At 71.3% G+C, this 16,390-nt stretch carries 5 protein-coding genes; 1 reads left to right on the top strand and 4 read right to left on the bottom strand.

Annotated elements, in window-relative coordinates:
- Positions 1 to 18: 18 nt before the first annotated feature.
- Positions 19 to 11,430 carry an SDR family NAD(P)-dependent oxidoreductase gene (locus ACRAKI_RS15155; protein WP_447007721.1) on the bottom strand — a complete coding sequence of 3,804 codons (11,412 nt, stop codon included), beginning with the start codon at positions 11,428 to 11,430 and terminating at the stop codon, positions 19 to 21.
- 1,073 nt (positions 11,431 to 12,503) lie between these two features.
- Positions 12,504 to 13,409, bottom strand: a complete 906-nt coding sequence (locus ACRAKI_RS15150; RefSeq protein WP_447007720.1) for a bile acid:sodium symporter family protein — start codon at positions 13,407 to 13,409, stop codon at positions 12,504 to 12,506.
- 384 nt (positions 13,410 to 13,793) lie between these two features.
- On the opposite strand from ACRAKI_RS15150, the gene ACRAKI_RS15145 reads away from it, so the two are divergent.
- The gene (locus ACRAKI_RS15145; RefSeq protein ID WP_447007719.1) at positions 13,794 to 14,408 is read left to right on the top strand and encodes a class I SAM-dependent methyltransferase; all 615 of its coding nucleotides are present in this window, start codon (positions 13,794 to 13,796) and stop codon (positions 14,406 to 14,408) included.
- Positions 14,409 to 14,414: 6 nt separating this feature from the next.
- Here ACRAKI_RS15145 and ACRAKI_RS15140 read toward each other — a convergent pair whose 3' ends face one another.
- Together ACRAKI_RS15140 and ACRAKI_RS15135 are read right to left on the bottom strand one after the other, a co-directional pair.
- Positions 14,415 to 15,221 carry an alpha/beta hydrolase family protein gene (locus ACRAKI_RS15140; protein WP_447007718.1) on the bottom strand — a complete coding sequence of 269 codons (807 nt, stop codon included), beginning with the start codon at positions 15,219 to 15,221 and terminating at the stop codon, positions 14,415 to 14,417.
- A 141-nt stretch (positions 15,222 to 15,362) separates the two neighbouring features.
- Positions 15,363 to 16,364, bottom strand: coding sequence for a hypothetical protein (locus ACRAKI_RS15135; RefSeq protein WP_447007717.1), 1,002 nt, complete (start codon positions 16,362 to 16,364; stop codon positions 15,363 to 15,365).
- Between the last annotated feature and the right edge of the window lie 26 nt (positions 16,365 to 16,390).

Genomic DNA, 16,390 nt, shown 5'->3' with positions numbered 1-16,390 from the left:
GATCGTCCGTGGCCTGGGTCATGCCGATCCGATCTCCTTGTCGATCAGCTCGAAGATGTCGTCGTCGGACACCTCGTAGAGGTCTTCGTCAGCCCCGGCGTCCGGCTTGGCGCGAGTGCTCGTCATCCCGCCGAGGACGGACCTCAGGCGGTTGCTCAGGGACCGCAGGCGTGACTCGGACGCGGCGAGTTGCTCCGCGTCACCGGCCACCGCGTTCAGCAGTGCCTCGATCTTCCGCAGTTCCGCTTCCAGCGGTGAACCGCTCTTCTCCGCGTTGCCGCCGACCTGGGTCAGCACGAGACGGGACACCGCGACGGGGGTCGGGTGGTCGAAGATGAGGGTGGTGGGCAGCCGCAGCCCGGTGGCCTGGGTGAGCCGGTTGCGCAGCTCCACCGCCGCCAGCGAGTCCAGCCCGAGCTGCTTGAACGTCCGGCCGGCGTCGATGGCGGCCGGGGACGGGTGACCGAGGACCGCGGCGGCCTGCGCCTGCACCAGTTCCAGCACGAACGACTCGCGGTCGTTCTCCGGCACGCTCGCCAACCGCTGCGCCAATGACGTGCGGCCGGCCTCCGCATGCCGCTTGGGCATCCGCACGAGTCCCCGCAGCAACGCGGGCAACGTGCCGGACCGTGCCTGTGCCCGCAGCGCGCCGAGGTCGAGCCGCACCGGCACCGACAGCGCCGTGTCGGCGAGCCGGGAGGCGTCGAACAGCTCGACACCCAGCTCGTTGGACAGCGTCCCGATGCCCATCCTGGCCCACCGCGCCACGCTGCCTTCGTCCAGCGTGCCGCCCATGCTGCGCTCTTCCGCCCACAGGCCCCAGGCGAAGGACCTGGCGGGCAGGCCGGCCGCGCGACGCCTCGCGGCGAGGGCGTCCAGCGTGGCGTTGGCCGCCGCGTAGTTCGCCTGACCGGGGCTGCCGATCAGGGCGGCGACCGAGGAGAACAGGAGGAACGCGGACAGGTCCATCCCGGCGGTCAGCTCGTGCAGGTGCAGCGCCGCGTCCACCTTGGGCCGCAGCACCTTGTCGAACTGCTCCGGCGTCAGGGTTTCGATCACGCCGTCGTCCAGCACACCGGCCGCGTGGATCACCACCGTCAGCGGGCGCTCCAGCGAGCCGATCAGCTCCGCCAGCTGCCCGCGGTCCGACACGTCGCAGGCGGCGACGCGCGGCTCGGCGCCCAGCGCGGTCAGCTCGGCGACCAGCTCCGGCACGCCGTCCGCGGCCATGCCGCGCCGGCTGACCAGGAGCAGGTGCTTGAGCCCGTGCCGGGTGGCGAGGTGCCGGGCGAACACGGCGCCCAGGCCACCGGTGCCGCCGGTGATCAGCACGGTGCCGTCGGGCTTCGGCGACGTCGGGACGGTCAGCACCACCTTGCCGGTGTTGGCGCCCTCCCGCAGGAACCGGAACGCCTCCGCGGCGTTCCGCACGTCCCACGTCCGGATCGGCGACAGCTCCAGCAGGCCCTGCTCGAACATCGCGACGAGTTCCCGCAGCACCTCCTGGATGCGGTCCGGTCCCGCCTCGAACAGGTCGAAGGCCTGGTACTCGACGCCCGGGTGGTCCTCGGCGACCTGGTCGGCCGCGCGGATGTCGGCCTTGCCCATCTCGATGAACCTGCCCCCGCGCGGCAGCAGGTCCAGCGAGGCGTCGACGAACTCGCCGGTCAGCGCGTTCAGCACCACGTCGACGCCCTCGCCGTCGGTGGACTCGCGGAACTCGTCGCGGAACGCGAGGTCACGCGAGGAGGCGATGTGGTTGTCGGAGATCCCGAGGCGGCGCAACGCGTTCCGCTTCGCCGGGCCGGCCGTCGCGTAGGCCTCCGCCCCGACGTGCCGGGCCAGCTGCATCGCCGCCATGCCCACGCCACCGGCGGCGGCGTGCACGAGCAGCCGCTCGCCGCGCTTGAGCCCGGCCAGGTCGAACAGGGCGTAGTAGGCGGTCAGGAACACCAGCGGCACGGACGCCGCGTCGGCGAACGACCAGCCGGCGGGCATCGGCACGATCATCCGCCGGTCGGCGACCGCCTTCGACCCGAACCCGTTCGGCACCAGGCCCATCACCCGGTCGCCGGGCTTGAGGTCGGTGACGCCGGGGCCGGTGTCGAGCACCACACCGGCGGCCTCGCTGCCCAGCGGCGCGTCACCGGGGTAGGTGCCGAGCGCGATCAGCACGTCCCGGAAGTTGAGGCCGGCGGCGCGCACCTTGAAGCGCACCTCACCCGGCTCCAGCGGCCGGTCGGCGCCCGAGGGGGTGATGGTGAGGTCTTCGAGGGAGCCCTTCCGGTCGATCGACAGCTGCCAGGCGGTCCCGGGCGGCACCGACGGGGCTGCGGCGCGGGTGAGCCGGGGCGCGAGCGCACGTCCCGCGCGCACCGCCACCTGCGGCTCTTGGCCCGTGACGAGGGAACTCCAGGCGATGTCGCCGTCCGGGTCGTCGACGTCCACCAGCGAGAACCGGTCGGGGTGCTCGGACTGCGCGGTGCGCAGGAGGCCCCACACCGACGACTGGGCCAGGTCCGGCACCTCGTCACCGGTGTCGACGGCGTTGCGGGTCACCACGACCAGCCGTGCGTCGGCCAGCCGTTCGCTCGCCAGCCAGCGCTGCACGAGCCGCAGCGTGCCGGTGGCGACGTCCCGCACGGCCTGCGCGGCGTCGGCGGCCGTGCTGTCCCGGATCGCGACGATGACCGCTTCGGGAGCGGGGCGACCACCCGCGAGGGCCTGGTCCAGTGCGTCCAGGTCGGCGAAACGCTCGCCCGGCGCGGCCAGGTCGCCCAGGACCACGATCCGCCCGACCCCGGTGGGCGTGGTGTCCGTGACGGGTACCCAGGTGACCGCGAACAGCGAGTCGTGCCCGGCCTTCCGCGCACCGGCCAGCTTCGACTGCTCCACCGGCCGGAACGCGAGCCGTTCGACACCGGCCACCGACTCACCCCGGTCACCGGCCAGGTCGATGCGGAGACCGGACTCGCCGGCCGACGCGATGCGCACCCGTGCCCGGCTGCGCCCGGTCTCCTCGATGCGCACCCCGGACCACGAGAACGGCAGCTGGGTGGACGACCCGTCGCCCGCGTCGAGCTTGCCCAAGCCGCCGTGCAGCGTGGCGTCGAACAGGGCCGGGTGGATGCCGAAGCCGCCCGCGGCGTCGACCTGGTCATCGGTCAGCGCGACGTCCGCGTAGACCTCGTCGCCGACGCGCCAAGCGGCCCGCACCCCTTGGAACGTGGGGCCGTAGTCGTAGCCCGCCTCGGCGAGCGTCGCGTACAGCTCGTCCACCGCGATCGGCTCGGCGCCCGCCGGCGGCCACTGCGCGGGGAACGGGGCCGGCGGCCCGGTGTCCGCGGCGAGCACGCCACGGGCGTGGCAGGTGGCCTCGCCGTTCTCCTCGGCGGCTTCCGGACGCGAGTAGACGGCGACCGCACGGCGACCGTCCTCGTCCTGCTCCGCGACCGTGACCTGCACCTGGACCGCCGCACGGCCCTGGAGGACCAGCGGCGCCTCCAGCACCAGCTCGTCCAGCACCGGGCAGCCCGCGTGCCTGCCCGCCGTCAACGCCAGTTCGACCAGGGCGGTCCCCGGCGCGAGCACGACGCCCGCCACCACGTGGTCGCGCACCCACGGCACGGTGTCCTGCGACATCCGCCCGGTGAACAGCCACTCGTCCCGGTCGCCGACCGCGACCGCGGCGGACAGCACCGGGTGGTCCATCCGACCGAGGCCCGCGCCGGCCGGGTCGCTGGACCCCGTGCTGGGCGAGAGCCAGTAGCGCTCGCGCTGGAAGGCGTATGTCGGCAACGCAACCGGGAGGGCTCCCGAACCGGCGTAGAACGCGGACCAGTCCACGACCGCGCCGGCGACGTGCGCCTGCGCCAGGAAGGCCGCGAACGTCTCGGGCTCGGCGTGCCGGGCGCGCATCGCCGGCGCGAATACGACGTGGTCCACGTCCAGCGACTGGCGTGCCATCGCGGTGAGCACGCCGTCCGGGCCGAGCTCGAAGAACCGGGTCACCCCGAACTGCTCGAGCACCCGCACGCCGTCCATGAACCGCACCGGCTGCCGGACGTGGTCGACCCAGTAGCCGGGGTCGATCAGCTCCGACGACACCGGCTTGCCGCTCACGTTCGACACGATCGGGATCTGCGGCTCGTTGAACGTCAAGCCCTCGGCGACCTGGCGGAACTCCGCCAGCATCGGCTCCATCAGGTGCGAGTGGAACGCGTGGCTCACCCGCAGACGCGTGGTCTTGCGGTGCGCCCACTGCGGCAACCACTCGTCCAACGCGTCCAGACCACCGGACACCACCACGGCTTGCGGTCCGTTGACCGCCGCGATCGAGAGGCGATCCGCGAACGCCTTCAGCGACGGGACGACCTCTTCCTCGGTCGCCTGGACAGCCGCCATGCCGCCACCGGCCGGAAGCGCGCCCATCAACCGGCCACGCGCCACCACCAGCTCACACGCGTCCGCCAGCGACAGCACGCCGGCGACGTGGGCCGCCGCCAGCTCGCCGACCGAGTGCCCGATCAGGAAGTCGGCGCGCACACCGAGCGACTCGACCAACCGGAACAGGGCGACCTCGATCGCGAACAGCGACGCCTGCGTGAACTCCGTCTCGTTGAGCAGAGCCGCCTCAGGCGAGCCTTCGGGAGCCTCCAGCAGCTCCTTCAACGACCGGCCGAGCCTCGGGTCCAGCTCCGCGCAGACCTCGTCCAGCGCCTCGGCGAAACGCGGGGACGCCGACGCCAGCTCGACGCCCATCCGTGGATGCTGGGCGCCCTGGCCCGTGAACAGGAACGCCGACTTGCCCGGCATCGGCGCGCCGTCGAAGACGCCCGCGCCCGGACCGCCGTCCGCCAGGGCCGAGAGCCCTGCCAGCAGACCGTCCCGGTCGGAGGCCACGACGGCCGCACGCCGATCCAGCTGCGCCCGCTGGGTGGCCGCCGTGAAGGCGACGTCCAACAGCTCCAGCTCCGGCCGTGCGAGCAGGTGGGCACGCAGGCGGTCGGCCTGGGCCCGCAACGCGACCTCGCTCTTCGCCGACACCAGCAGCGGGATCGCCACCGGCGCGCGGTCGTCCCGGACCGGTTCCTCGGTGGGCGGCGCCTCTTCGATGATCACGTGGGCGTTCGTGCCGCTGATCCCGAACGACGACACGCCGGCCCGGCGCGGGCGGGGCGACGCCTGCCACGGCTCGGATTCGGTGAGCAGCCTGATCTGCCCGGCGCTCCAGTCGACGTGCGGTGAGGGCGCGTCCACGTTCAGCGTCCGCGGCAGCACCCCGTTCCGCATCGCCATCACCATCTTGATCACACCGGCGACACCGGCCGCGGCCGACGTGTGCCCGATGTTCGACTTCAGCGACCCCAGCCGCAGCGGACCGTTGTCTCGTTCACTGCCATAGGTCGCGAGCAGCGCCTGGGCCTCGATCGGGTCACCCAACCGGGTGCCGGTCCCGTGGCCCTCCACCGCGTCCACGTCGGCGGGCGTCAGACCCGCGTTGGCGAGCGCCTGCCGGATCACGCGGACCTGAGACGGGCCGTTCGGCGCGGTGAGACCGTTGCTCGCGCCGTCCTGGTTGACCGCGCTGCCGCGCACCACACCGAGGACCCGGTGGCCGTTGCGGCGGGCGTCCGACAACTTCTCCAGCACCAGCAGGCCGAGACCGTCCGAGAACCCGGTCCCGTCGGCCGCCGCCGCGTACGACTTGCACCGCCCGTCCGGCGCCAGACCGCGCTGCCGGCTGAACTCCGTCAACAGGAACGGTCCGGAAAGGACGGTGACGCCGCCGACCAGCGCCAGCGAGCACTCCCCCGACCGCAACGCCTGGGACGCCAGGTGCAGCGCCACCAACGACGACGAGCACGCCGTGTCCACCGACACCGCAGGACCTTCCAGCCCGAAGCTGTAAGCCACCCGACCGGACACCACGCTGGACGTGGTGCCCGCCAACCGGAAGCCTTCCAGCTCCGGTGGCATCGAGCCGCCGTAGTCGTGCTGGGACATGACGCCGCAGAAGACCCCGGTGTCCGTGCCCTTCAACGTCGTGGGGTCGATCCCGGCGTCCTCGAACGCCTCCCACGCGGCTTCCAGCATCAACCGCTGCTGCGGGTCGGTGGCCAACGCCTCACGCGGGCTGATCCCGAAGAACCCGGCGTCGAAGTCACCGACGGTGTCGACGAAACCGCCGCCGCGCGTGTACACCGTCCCCAGCTTCTCGGGGTCCGGGTCGTACAGCCGCTCCAGGTCCCATCCTCGGTCCTCCGGCAGGCCGGTGATCGCGTCACGGCCCTCCGACACGAGCTGCCACAGCTCGGTGGGCGAGGCGACACCGCCGGGGTAGCGGCAGCTCATGCCGACGATCGCCAGCGGCTCGTCGGCCTTCGCGCTCCGCACCCGCGCGACCGGCCGGGTGACCTCTTCGACCCCACCGACCTCGGCCAGCAGGAACCGGGCCACCGCGCCGGACGTCGGGTGGTCGAACACCAGCGTCGTCGGCAACCGCACACCACTGGCCTCGATCAACCGGGTGCGCAACTCGACACCGGCGAGCGAGTCGAACCCCAGCTCCTTGAACGCCCGGTCGGGATCGACGGTGGCGGCCGACGTGTGGCCCAGCACCGCGGCGACCTGCGTCTGCACCAGCTCCAGCACCACGCGCGGCCGGTCGCCCTCGGGCAGCTCGGCGAGCCGCCGCGCCAACGAACCACCGGCACCGGCGCGACGCACCGGCACCCGCACCAGCCCGTGCAGCAACGCGGGCAACGTACCGGCCTTCGCCTGGTCCCGCAGTGAGGCGAGGTCGAACCGCACCGGCACCAGCAGCGCCGCGTCCCGCCGCCGGGCCGCGTCGAACAGCGTCAAGCCGAGTTCAGCGCCGAGCCCCTGGACTCCCCTCCGCTCCCAGCGCTCGGCACTGCCCGCGTCGAGCGTGCGCGCCATGCCCTGGTCCGCCCACAGTCCCCACGCGAGCGACGTCGCGGGCAGACCTGCCGCCCGACGGACGGCGGCGAGGGCGTCCAGCGAGGTGTTGGCCGCCGCGTAGTTCGCCTGGCCGGGGCTGCCGAGCAGTCCCGAGACCGACGAGAACAGCACGAACGCCGACAAGTCCATGCCCGCGGTCAGCTCGTGCAGGTGCACGGCCGCGGCGAACTTCGGCCGCAGGACGTGGTTCAACCGTTCCGGGGTCAGCGACTCGACCACACCGTCGTCCAGCACACCTGCCGCGTGCACCACCGCCGTCAGCGGGTGCTCCAGCGAGCCGATCAGCTCTGCCAGCTGGACGCGGTCGGTGACGTCGCACGCCACGACCCGCACGTCGCAACCGACCGCTTCGAGTTCGGCGACCAGCGCGTTCGCGCCTTCCGCCGCCGACCCGCGCCTGCTGACGAGGACCAACCGCCGCGTGGTCCCGGCGAGGTGGCGTGCCACCAGAGCGCCGAGGCCACCGGTGCCGCCGGTCACGAGCACGGTCCCGTCCGGGTCGAGCCGGCGCAGCGGGCCGCTCGGCTCCTCGGCGCGGGTCAGCCTCGGTGCGAGCCACCGGCCCTCGCGCAGGGCCAGCACCGGCTCGTCAAGCTCGACCAACGAGCCCCAGTCGATCGCGTCGGCGTCGAGGTCGGCGTCGAGGTCGGCGAGCACGAACCGGCCTGGGTGCTCGGACTGCGCGCTGCGCACCAGTCCCAGCACGGGCGCCTGGGCGAGGTCGGGGCTTTCGTCCCCTACCGCGATCCCTTGCCGCGTCACGAGAACGAGCCGTGCGGCGGCGGGCGGCTCACTCGCCAACCACCGCTGCATCAAGCCGAGCGCGTCCTGGGCGACCGCCTGTGCCGCCACGGCCACATCGGCCGTCTGCTCCGGCGACTCGATCACGGCGACGACCACGTCGGGAGTCGGGACGGAGGCCCGATCGACGCCGTTGCGCGGGGTCGGGACCACGGGGTTCCAGTCCACCGTGAACAGCGGGATCGACTGACCGGCCGGCGTGAGCTGCGCCTGGTCGACCGGGCGGAACGCGACCTTCGCCACGGTCGCCACCAGTTCGCCGTTCTCACCGACGAGGTCGACCCGCAGGGCCGACCCGCTCGTCCGGGTGATCCGGGCCCGCGCACTCGCCAGACCACCCCGGCCCAGGCGGACGCCCGACCAGGACGCGGGCAGCTCGGCCGCCGACGTCCGAACCAGTCCGCCGTGGAACACCGCGTCGAACAGCGCCGGGTGGATGCCGAACTCCGGCGCGTTCTCGGCGTGCTCTTCGGGCAGCGCGACCTCGGCGTAGAGGTCGTCGCCCTCGCTCCACGCGGCCCGCAGGCCTTGGAAGGCCGGTCCGTGATCGAAGCCGATCTCCGTCAGCCGCGCGTACAGGGCGTCGACCGCGATCGGTTCGGCGTCGACCGGCGGCCACTCCAGCGGCAGCCACGACGGCACGGGCGCCCCGTCCACGACGAGCGTTCCCCGCGCGTGGCACGTTTCTGAGTGCTGGTCGTCCTCGGACGTCTCGGACCGGGAGTAGATCGCGACCGGGCGGCGGCCGTCGCCGGTCGGTTCGCCGACCACGACCTGCAACTGCCGCGCGTCCTCCGCCAGGACCAGCGGTGCTTCGGCCCGCAGTTCTTCGATCACCGGGCTGCCCGCGTGGCGCCCTGCCGCAGCGGCGAGCTCGACCAATGCCGTGCCGGGGACGATCACCACGCCCAGCACCGCGTGGTCGCGCACCCAGGGCGCGGTGTCCGACGAGATCCGTCCGGTGAACAACCACTCGTCCCGGTCACCCACCCGGACCGCCGCAGCCAGCAGCGGGTGGTCGAACCTGCCCAGCCCGGCCGCGCCGGCGTCACCCGCGCCCACACCGGACGGAAGCCGGTAGTGCTCGCGCTGGAAGGCGTAAGTCGGCAACGCCACTCGCCGTGCGCCCATGTCTTCGTAGAAGGCGGTCCAGTCGACGTCGGCGCCGGTGATGTGCGCCTGGGCCAGGAAAGCCGCGAACGTCTCGGGCTCCTCGTGGCGTGCCCGCAACGCCGAAGCGAAGGTGGCGTCGTCCTCCACCGACTGCCGTGCCATCGCGGTCAGCACACCGTCCGGACCCAGCTCGAAGAACCGCGTGACGCCCTGCGCCTGAAGGGTGCGGACACCATCCGTGAACCGCACCGCACCACGGACGTGGTCCACCCAATAACCGGGGTCGGTCAGCTCCGCCGACACCACACCACCGGTCACGTTCGACACAACCGGAATCCGAGGCTCGCTGAACGTCAGCCCCTCGGCGACCTCCCGGAACCCCGCCAACATCGGATCCATGAGATGCGAGTGGAACGCATGACTCACCCGCAGACGCGTCGTCTTCCGATGCGCCCACTGCGGCAACCACTCGTCCAACGCCTCGACCTCACCGGACACCACCACAGCCTGCGGACCATTGACCGCCGCAACCGACAACCGGCCTTCGAAACCGGCAAGCGACCCGACGACCTCGTCCTCGGTCGCCTGAACCGCCACCATCCCGCCACCAGCCGGGAGTCCACCCATCAACCGACCACGCGCCACCACCAACGTGCACGCATCGGCCAGCGACAGCACACCCGCCACGTGCGCAGCAGCCAACTCCCCCACCGAATGACCGATCAGGAAGTCGGCACGCATGCCCAGCGACTCCACCAACCGGAACAGAGCCACCTCGACCGCGAACAACGCCGCCTGCGTGAACTCCGTGTCGTTCAACAACAACGCCTCAGACGAACCCTCGGCAGCCTCCAACAACCCCTTCAGCGAACGACCCAGCTTCGGGTCCAACTCCGCACACACCTCGGCCAAAGCCTCGGCGAAACGCGGGAACGAAGCCGCCAACTCCACGCCCATACCCGCACGCTGAGCACCCTGACCCGTGAACAGGAACGCCGACTTGCCGCCGACCAGCGAACCCTGCGACACCCCGGCGGCCGGTCGACCCTCGGCGAGAGCGTCCAGACCGGCCAGCAGACCGTCCCGATCCGAGGCGACCACCGCGGCACGCTGAGCGAACTGAGCGCGCGTCGTCACCGCCGAGAAACCGACGTCGGTCACGTCGAAGTCGGCGTGTGCCACCAGGTACGCGCGCAACCGCGCTGCCTGCGCCCGCACCGCCGCGGCACCCTTGCCGGACACCAACACCGGCAAGGCGCGCGCGAGCCGGACCGGCTCGGCTTCGGACGTGGCGGGGGCAGCCGTGAGGACCACGTGGCAGCACGTACCGCCGATACCGAGGGACGTCACCGCCGCGACGGGTCGTCCCCCGGACGGCCAGGGCTCGTTGGCGGTGACGACCCGAAGGCCCAGGTCGTCCAGTGGAATCCGCGGGTTCGGCCGCGAGAAGTTGAGGCTGGGCACGAGTTCGCGCCGGTCGAGGCACAGCGCGGTCTTGATGAGGCCCGCGATGCCGGCGGCGCCTTCGAGGTGGCCGATGTTCGTCTTGACCGAGCCCACGACGAGGGGGCTCGTGCGGGAACGCCCGTAGGCCGCGCCCAGCGCCTCGGCCTCGATCGGGTCACCGACCCGCGTGCCGGTCCCGTGGAGTTCGATGTACTGCACCGCCGCAGGGTCGACTCCCGCGTGGTCCAGGGCGTTGGTGATGGTGCGTGCCTGCGCGGTGGCGCTCGGCACGGTCAGTCCGCTGTCGTCGCTGCCGGTGCCGACGGCGCTGCCTTCGATGACCGCGTAGATGCGGTCGCCGTCCTCGATGGCGCGGGTGAGCGGCTTGAGCACGACCACGCCGCCGCCCTCACCGCGCACGTACCCGTTGGCGCGCTCGTCGAACACGAAGCACTTGCCCGACGGCGAGAGCGCTCCCGCGGCTTCGACGGTGGCGCTGCTGAGCGGCGATACGTTGAGGTGGATCCCGCCCGCCAGCGCGATGTCCGCTTCGCCGTTGCGCAAGCTCTCGCAGGCCAGGTGGACCGCGACGAGGGACGACGACTGCCCGGTGTCGACCGTCATGCTCGGACCGTGGAAGCGCAGGGTGTGGGAGATCCGGTTGGCGATCATCGCCCGTTGGACGCCGGTCAGCGTGTGCCGCGTGACGCCGCGGGTGCCGGCCATCGCCACGAGGTCCGCGTAGTCGGCGGCCATGACACCCAGGAACACGCCGACCTTCGCCTGTGACGTGCCGGCAGCGACGATGCCCGCGTCTTCAAGGCCTTGCCACGCCAGTTCGAGCGCGAGCCGCTGCTGCGGATCGGTGTCCGCGGCCTCCCGTGGTGACATGCGGAAGAAGTCGGCGTCGAACTCCTCGACGCCGTCCACGAACCCACCGCGGTCGGGACCGAAGAGCCGGTCGCGGTCCCGCGTCGCGTCGACGCCACCGCGCAGCACCTGCCAGAACTCCTCGGTTCCCGCTGCTCCAGGCGTCCGCGACGCGATCCCCACGATGGCTACCTGTAGGCGATCCGCGTCCGTCATGGCATCCCCCCGCTATCCCGCCAACAATGCGTTGTTCCGTACCAGTTCGATGTCAGAAGAACAGGGATCGACAACACCGTGTTTCCATAGGAGCCACCGACTCGGTGAGCGGCAGACAACCGCCGAAATACAGGCAGGTATGGTTTACCTGCGTAATCCGTCTGGACAAGGGAAACGTTACACCCTCCAGCGGCAGCGCTGGGTTAAATCCCCGGACACGGTCGGCGACGACCCAACCCGCTATGACCTGTCAGCACGTCCGATCACTCCCCAGTTGTGCGTCGGGAGAATAACCCGGCGGCTGCCGTGCCGCGCAAGAGTCTCCACCCGCGCAGGGGCTGAAAGGGACTGAACGGGCGCATTCCCTGCCCCGTTGGCCCAGTTGCCCTAGGCCGAACGGCCAGATTCCGGACGTTTTTCACCGGAGGTCGCCTAAACGTCCACCCACATATACTTCAGGGAAGTTGCACTGTCAAGTACCCATGCGTCACACCAAAGCTACCCGTCATTAACATGCGAACCGGACAGCAGCCAGGTCGATCAGGGACGAATCCATTTCACCGGTTACAGGAGTGGGACACCCACCTCGACGAGCGAGTGCCGCACACGGGTGCAGTGCCCGTTCAGAGCGCCATCCACACAGCTCAACGACGTCACGCGGTAGCCAGTAGACACGTGTCCGGCGAACCGCCGCGCCGCCACGAGAACCGTCGCCGCCTCGTACCTGTTAAGCGTGTGCATACCTGTAAATGACCGATTCGCGGCATTCGGCGGCACCGCGAATGGGTCACGTGACCCATTCGGTTTTCTTATACGTGCCCGACCGTGCACTCCTCCGGCGAAGTCAGACCTTCGGTAACGAAATCTTTCCCGAGCGTGACGAGAAGTGGCACACGACACAACCCGGTCGATGTCGCGAAACGGGACGGGCCCGACGGGTCCCACAACCCGCATCCGATCTCAACATGAGTGCGGCTCACTTCGAACCGACCGGTAGCCATACCAATCCCGCACTTACCGCTCGAATTCACGAAATGTTGCGTTCGTCGACTGGCGTCACAGCCGACCCGGCGTCACAGCCGGCTCGGGGGTGCGACCGGATCGCCGGCAGCGGTGGTGACTCGAACCCGGCGGGAGACGATGAGACCGAAGATGATGGCGGTGAAGAACATGACGAAGCCGTACGTCACCGAGGGCATCGCCATGTCGGTGTTGTTCAACAGCGTCGGGCTCATCCCGATGGCGATGGACAGGGTGGCGTTGTGCAGGCCGATCTCGAACGCCGAGGCGATCGACTCCCGCTCGCCCACGCCCAGCAGGCGCGGACCGAAGTAGCCGATCCCCATGCTGAACAAGTTGAACGCGATGACGACGACGATGATCTCACCGAGGACGGCGAACACCTCCTCGCCGAGGCTGCTGATCACGCTGGAGATCATGAGGATCAGCACCACCACCGACAGGACCTTGACGGCGCGCTCCAAGCGCTGGGCGACGGAGCCGAACCGGGCGCGGACGGCCATGCCGATGGTGATCGGGACCAGCACTACGGCGAACACCTGGACCACCTTGTCGAACTGGAGGCCGATCGAGCTGTCCGCGCCGATGAAGCCCGCCACCGACAGGTTGACGATCACCGGCAGGGTGAACAGCGCCAGCACGGAGTTGACCGCCGTCAGCGAGATGTTGAGCGCCAGGTCGCCCTTGAACAGGTGGCTGTAGAGGCTGGCCGTGCTGCCGCCCGGCGAGGCGGCGAGCAGCATCATGCCGACCGCCAGCTCCGGGCGCAGGTCGAACAGGAGGACCAGGCCCAGGCAGATCCCCGGCAGCACCACCATCTGCGCGACCAGGCAGACCACCATCGCCTTGGGGTACTTCATCACCCGGCGGAAGTCCGCGAGGGTCAGGGTGAGGCCCAGTCCTAGCATGATAACGGCCACGGCGATGGGGAAAAGTAAGAGTACCGTGCTGTTGCTCATGGCCACCCTGCCCTCCGTCAATACTGGTCGAAAGCATCTTCCACGACCGGACGGAACCGCACTTCTCCTGTTTTGCTCAGTACGCCGATCCACTTCGGACAGCCGGAGTTCTCGCCGAAGTGCCTGGTAGAGACCCATGTGCACAGACCTGAACCCGAAGCGGGAACACTTTCCCGACCGCAGGACAAAATCGGCCGACAATGACATCCCACACCCCGGGAAGCATTCGCTTACAATTCAAGCGACAACGGCCCCGGCCGGCCGGAAGTTTTTCGGGTGCCGGGCGGCGCCTGGGAACGGCGGACCCGGAGGTGCGCGGCGACGTGCCGACCGGTGGACTGGCCGGGTCCCCGGCGACGTGGTGAGCCCGACCAGGAGGACAGCGTGGACGAGCGCATTCGCGCCAAGTGGGACGAGTACGCGCCCAAGTACGACAGGTCCATCGGCCTGCTCGAACGGCTCCAGTTCAGCGGCGGCCGGGAGTGGGTCTGTTCGCGGGCCGGGGGCGACGTCCTGGAAGTCGCCGTCGGCACGGGCCTGAACCTGCCGCACTACCCGCCCGGCGTCCGGCTGACCTGCCTGGACTTCAGCCCCGCCATGCTGGACCAGGCCCGTGCCCGTGCCGCCGCACTCGGCCTCGACGTCACCTGGCGGGAAGGCGACGCCCAAGCCCTCCCCTTCGCCGACGCGACGTTCGACGCGGTCGTCTGCACCCTCGGGCTGTGCGGCGTCCCCGACGAGCGGGCCGCGCTGGACGAGATGAACCGGGTGCTGCGCCCGGGAGGGTCGTTGCTGCTCCTGGACCACGTCGGCAGCCACCACCGGCCGATCAACTTCTGCCAGCGCCTCGTGGAGCGGGTGACCGTGCCGATGCTGGGCGACCACCAGACCCGCCGCCCCCTGCCCGTGGTGGAGGAAGCGGGGTTCACCGTCGTGCGCAGCGAACGGCTCAAGCTCGGCACGGTCGAACGCGTCGCCGCCGTCAAACCGTCCGCTTGACGGCTGTCACGTGGTGAGGTGGCGGCGGAACCAGGCGACCAGGCCGGCGTCGACCTGGCGGGCCGGCGGCAGTTGTGGCGCGGGCTCGATGCCGGGTTCGTCGGCGAGCGGGTGCGCCAGCCCCTCGATCGACAGCAGTTCGGCCCGCGTCCCCACCGCGTCGACCAGGCTCAGCGCGTCGGCACGCAGCGCCGGGTGGTCCAGTTCGCCGCTCACGACCAGCAGCGGCGCGCGACCGGCGATGACGTCCGCCTTGGCGAGGAAGTCCAGACTGTCCACGGCGTTCTCGGACTCCGCGTCATACGGGTAGTCACCCGGGAACATGTCCACGACGGACCGCATCCTGATGGCGGCGTTGACGACGGCGCCGGCGAAGACGGGGACCTCGCTCTCGGCGAGGACCCGCAGCGCGACGGCTCCGCCCAACGACCCGCCGAGCACGCCGATCGGGCCGTCGTCGACCGGCAGTTGCGCACGGATCGACTCCAGCGCGGCCGGGAACTCCTCGAACGCCTGTCGGACGAACGGGTGCAGGTAGGACATCAGGGGGTCCTCGCGCACCAGTCGCACGACGGCGTCCGTGCTGCCGTCGACCATGCGCGCCCCGCACATCGGCATACCGAGGTGCACCCGCCAGGCGGGCAGGTCGTTCATCGGCAACGCGGCGGCGAACGCGGCGTCCGACCTCGGCGCGTCCAGCATGTGCCAGGTGACGACGAGCGGCGCGGGGCCGTTGTCGGCGGACGGCGACGGGGTCGGCGGCAGCGCGGTGAACGGCACGCCGGCGGCGGTGCCCGTGATCGGTGACTCCATGCGGCCACGGTAAGTCGACGGTCCCGTGCCCGGGATCGGTTACGCCACCGGCGGAACCGACCCGGCGAGCCGGGAGCCGGGTCGTCGCGCGGGCGGCCGGCGGTGCGGGGACGGCGAGCGCGGACGATCAGCGGCGACGGATCAGAGGCGTTCGAGCGGGATGCGCGCGCGTGCGTCGGGCAGTCCGGCGAGCGGCCAGGTGACGAGCAGGTCCAGCACGTCGTCCTCGGGGCGTTCGATGATGAAGTCCTGGGTGCCGGAGACGATCCCGTCACCGCCCGAGAACGAACCGGACTGCGCCCTGAGCCAGAGGGCCCGGCCGCCCCGGATCACCGCGAGGGAGCCGCCGGGGCCGTCCGCGCGGATCCGGGCGGCTTCACCGAGCCCTCGCGACGAACGTCGGCTCGGACCGAACGCACTGCCCGCGATCGTCCGCGCCACGTCACCCTCGGCGATGCTCGACAGGCCCCCGGCCAGCAGGTCGGGGCCGACGGCGACCAGGCGGTTGAGCACGACGGCCGCGCGGCCGTCGCGGTGCAGGACGCGCGGGAGCGCGGCGGTGGTGCCGGACTCGATGGCCGCACCGCGCGGCCACGATGCCACCTGGTGGTCGAACGTCTCGGCGGTGGGCTCGGCGGCGACCGGCGCTTCCCAGATCGACGTGGTCGCCCGCTCGACGGTGGCCCGGTCCGGCAGCGGCACGGTGACCACCGACTCGGGGAAGCCGATCTCCGGCCACGCGAACACCAGCGTGACCTCGCCGAACGCCGGCGGCAGCCGGAACAGGGAACGGTAGGTCGGCCCGGACTCGCCGCCGGCGTGGTCGCCGCTGTTGGTCGCCGGCGAATCGGGGTGCCGCCAGTGCGCGAGGCCGGCCTCGTCCAGCAGGCCGAGGCGGAGGTCGATGCCCTCGTCGACGGCCGGCAGCAGCGTGCGCGGCGCGATCGCCCCGGCCTTGCGGATGTCCCGCCGTCGTTCGTTGGCGTTGCGCCGGTCCAGCGGCCGGCGGGCGAGCAACTCGATCTCCAAGCCGGACACCCTGGACACCGCCCGGACCACGCCGACCGACAGCTCCGGTCGGCGCACCAGGAACCCGCCGGGATGTGCCACGGCACCCAGTACCTGCTCGATGTCCCCCGCCATCACCCCAGCATGCCCCCGGACTCCAC

This window comes from Saccharothrix isguenensis, assembly GCF_052936305.1.
This window is presented reverse-complemented; position numbering and strand designations above follow the sequence as displayed.

Bases quoted from the DNA above. Each gene is read 5' to 3' on its own strand.
- ACRAKI_RS15155 (WP_447007721.1), bottom strand. From the start codon at position 11,430: ATGACGGACGCGGATCGCCTACAGGTAGCCATCGTGGGGATCGCGTCG.
- ACRAKI_RS15150 (WP_447007720.1), bottom strand. From the start codon at position 13,409: ATGAGCAACAGCACGGTACTCTTACTTTTCCCCATCGCCGTGGCCGTT.
- ACRAKI_RS15140 (WP_447007718.1), bottom strand. From the start codon at position 15,221: ATGGAGTCACCGATCACGGGCACCGCCGCCGGCGTGCCGTTCACCGCG.
- ACRAKI_RS15135 (WP_447007717.1), bottom strand. From the start codon at position 16,364: ATGGCGGGGGACATCGAGCAGGTACTGGGTGCCGTGGCACATCCCGGC.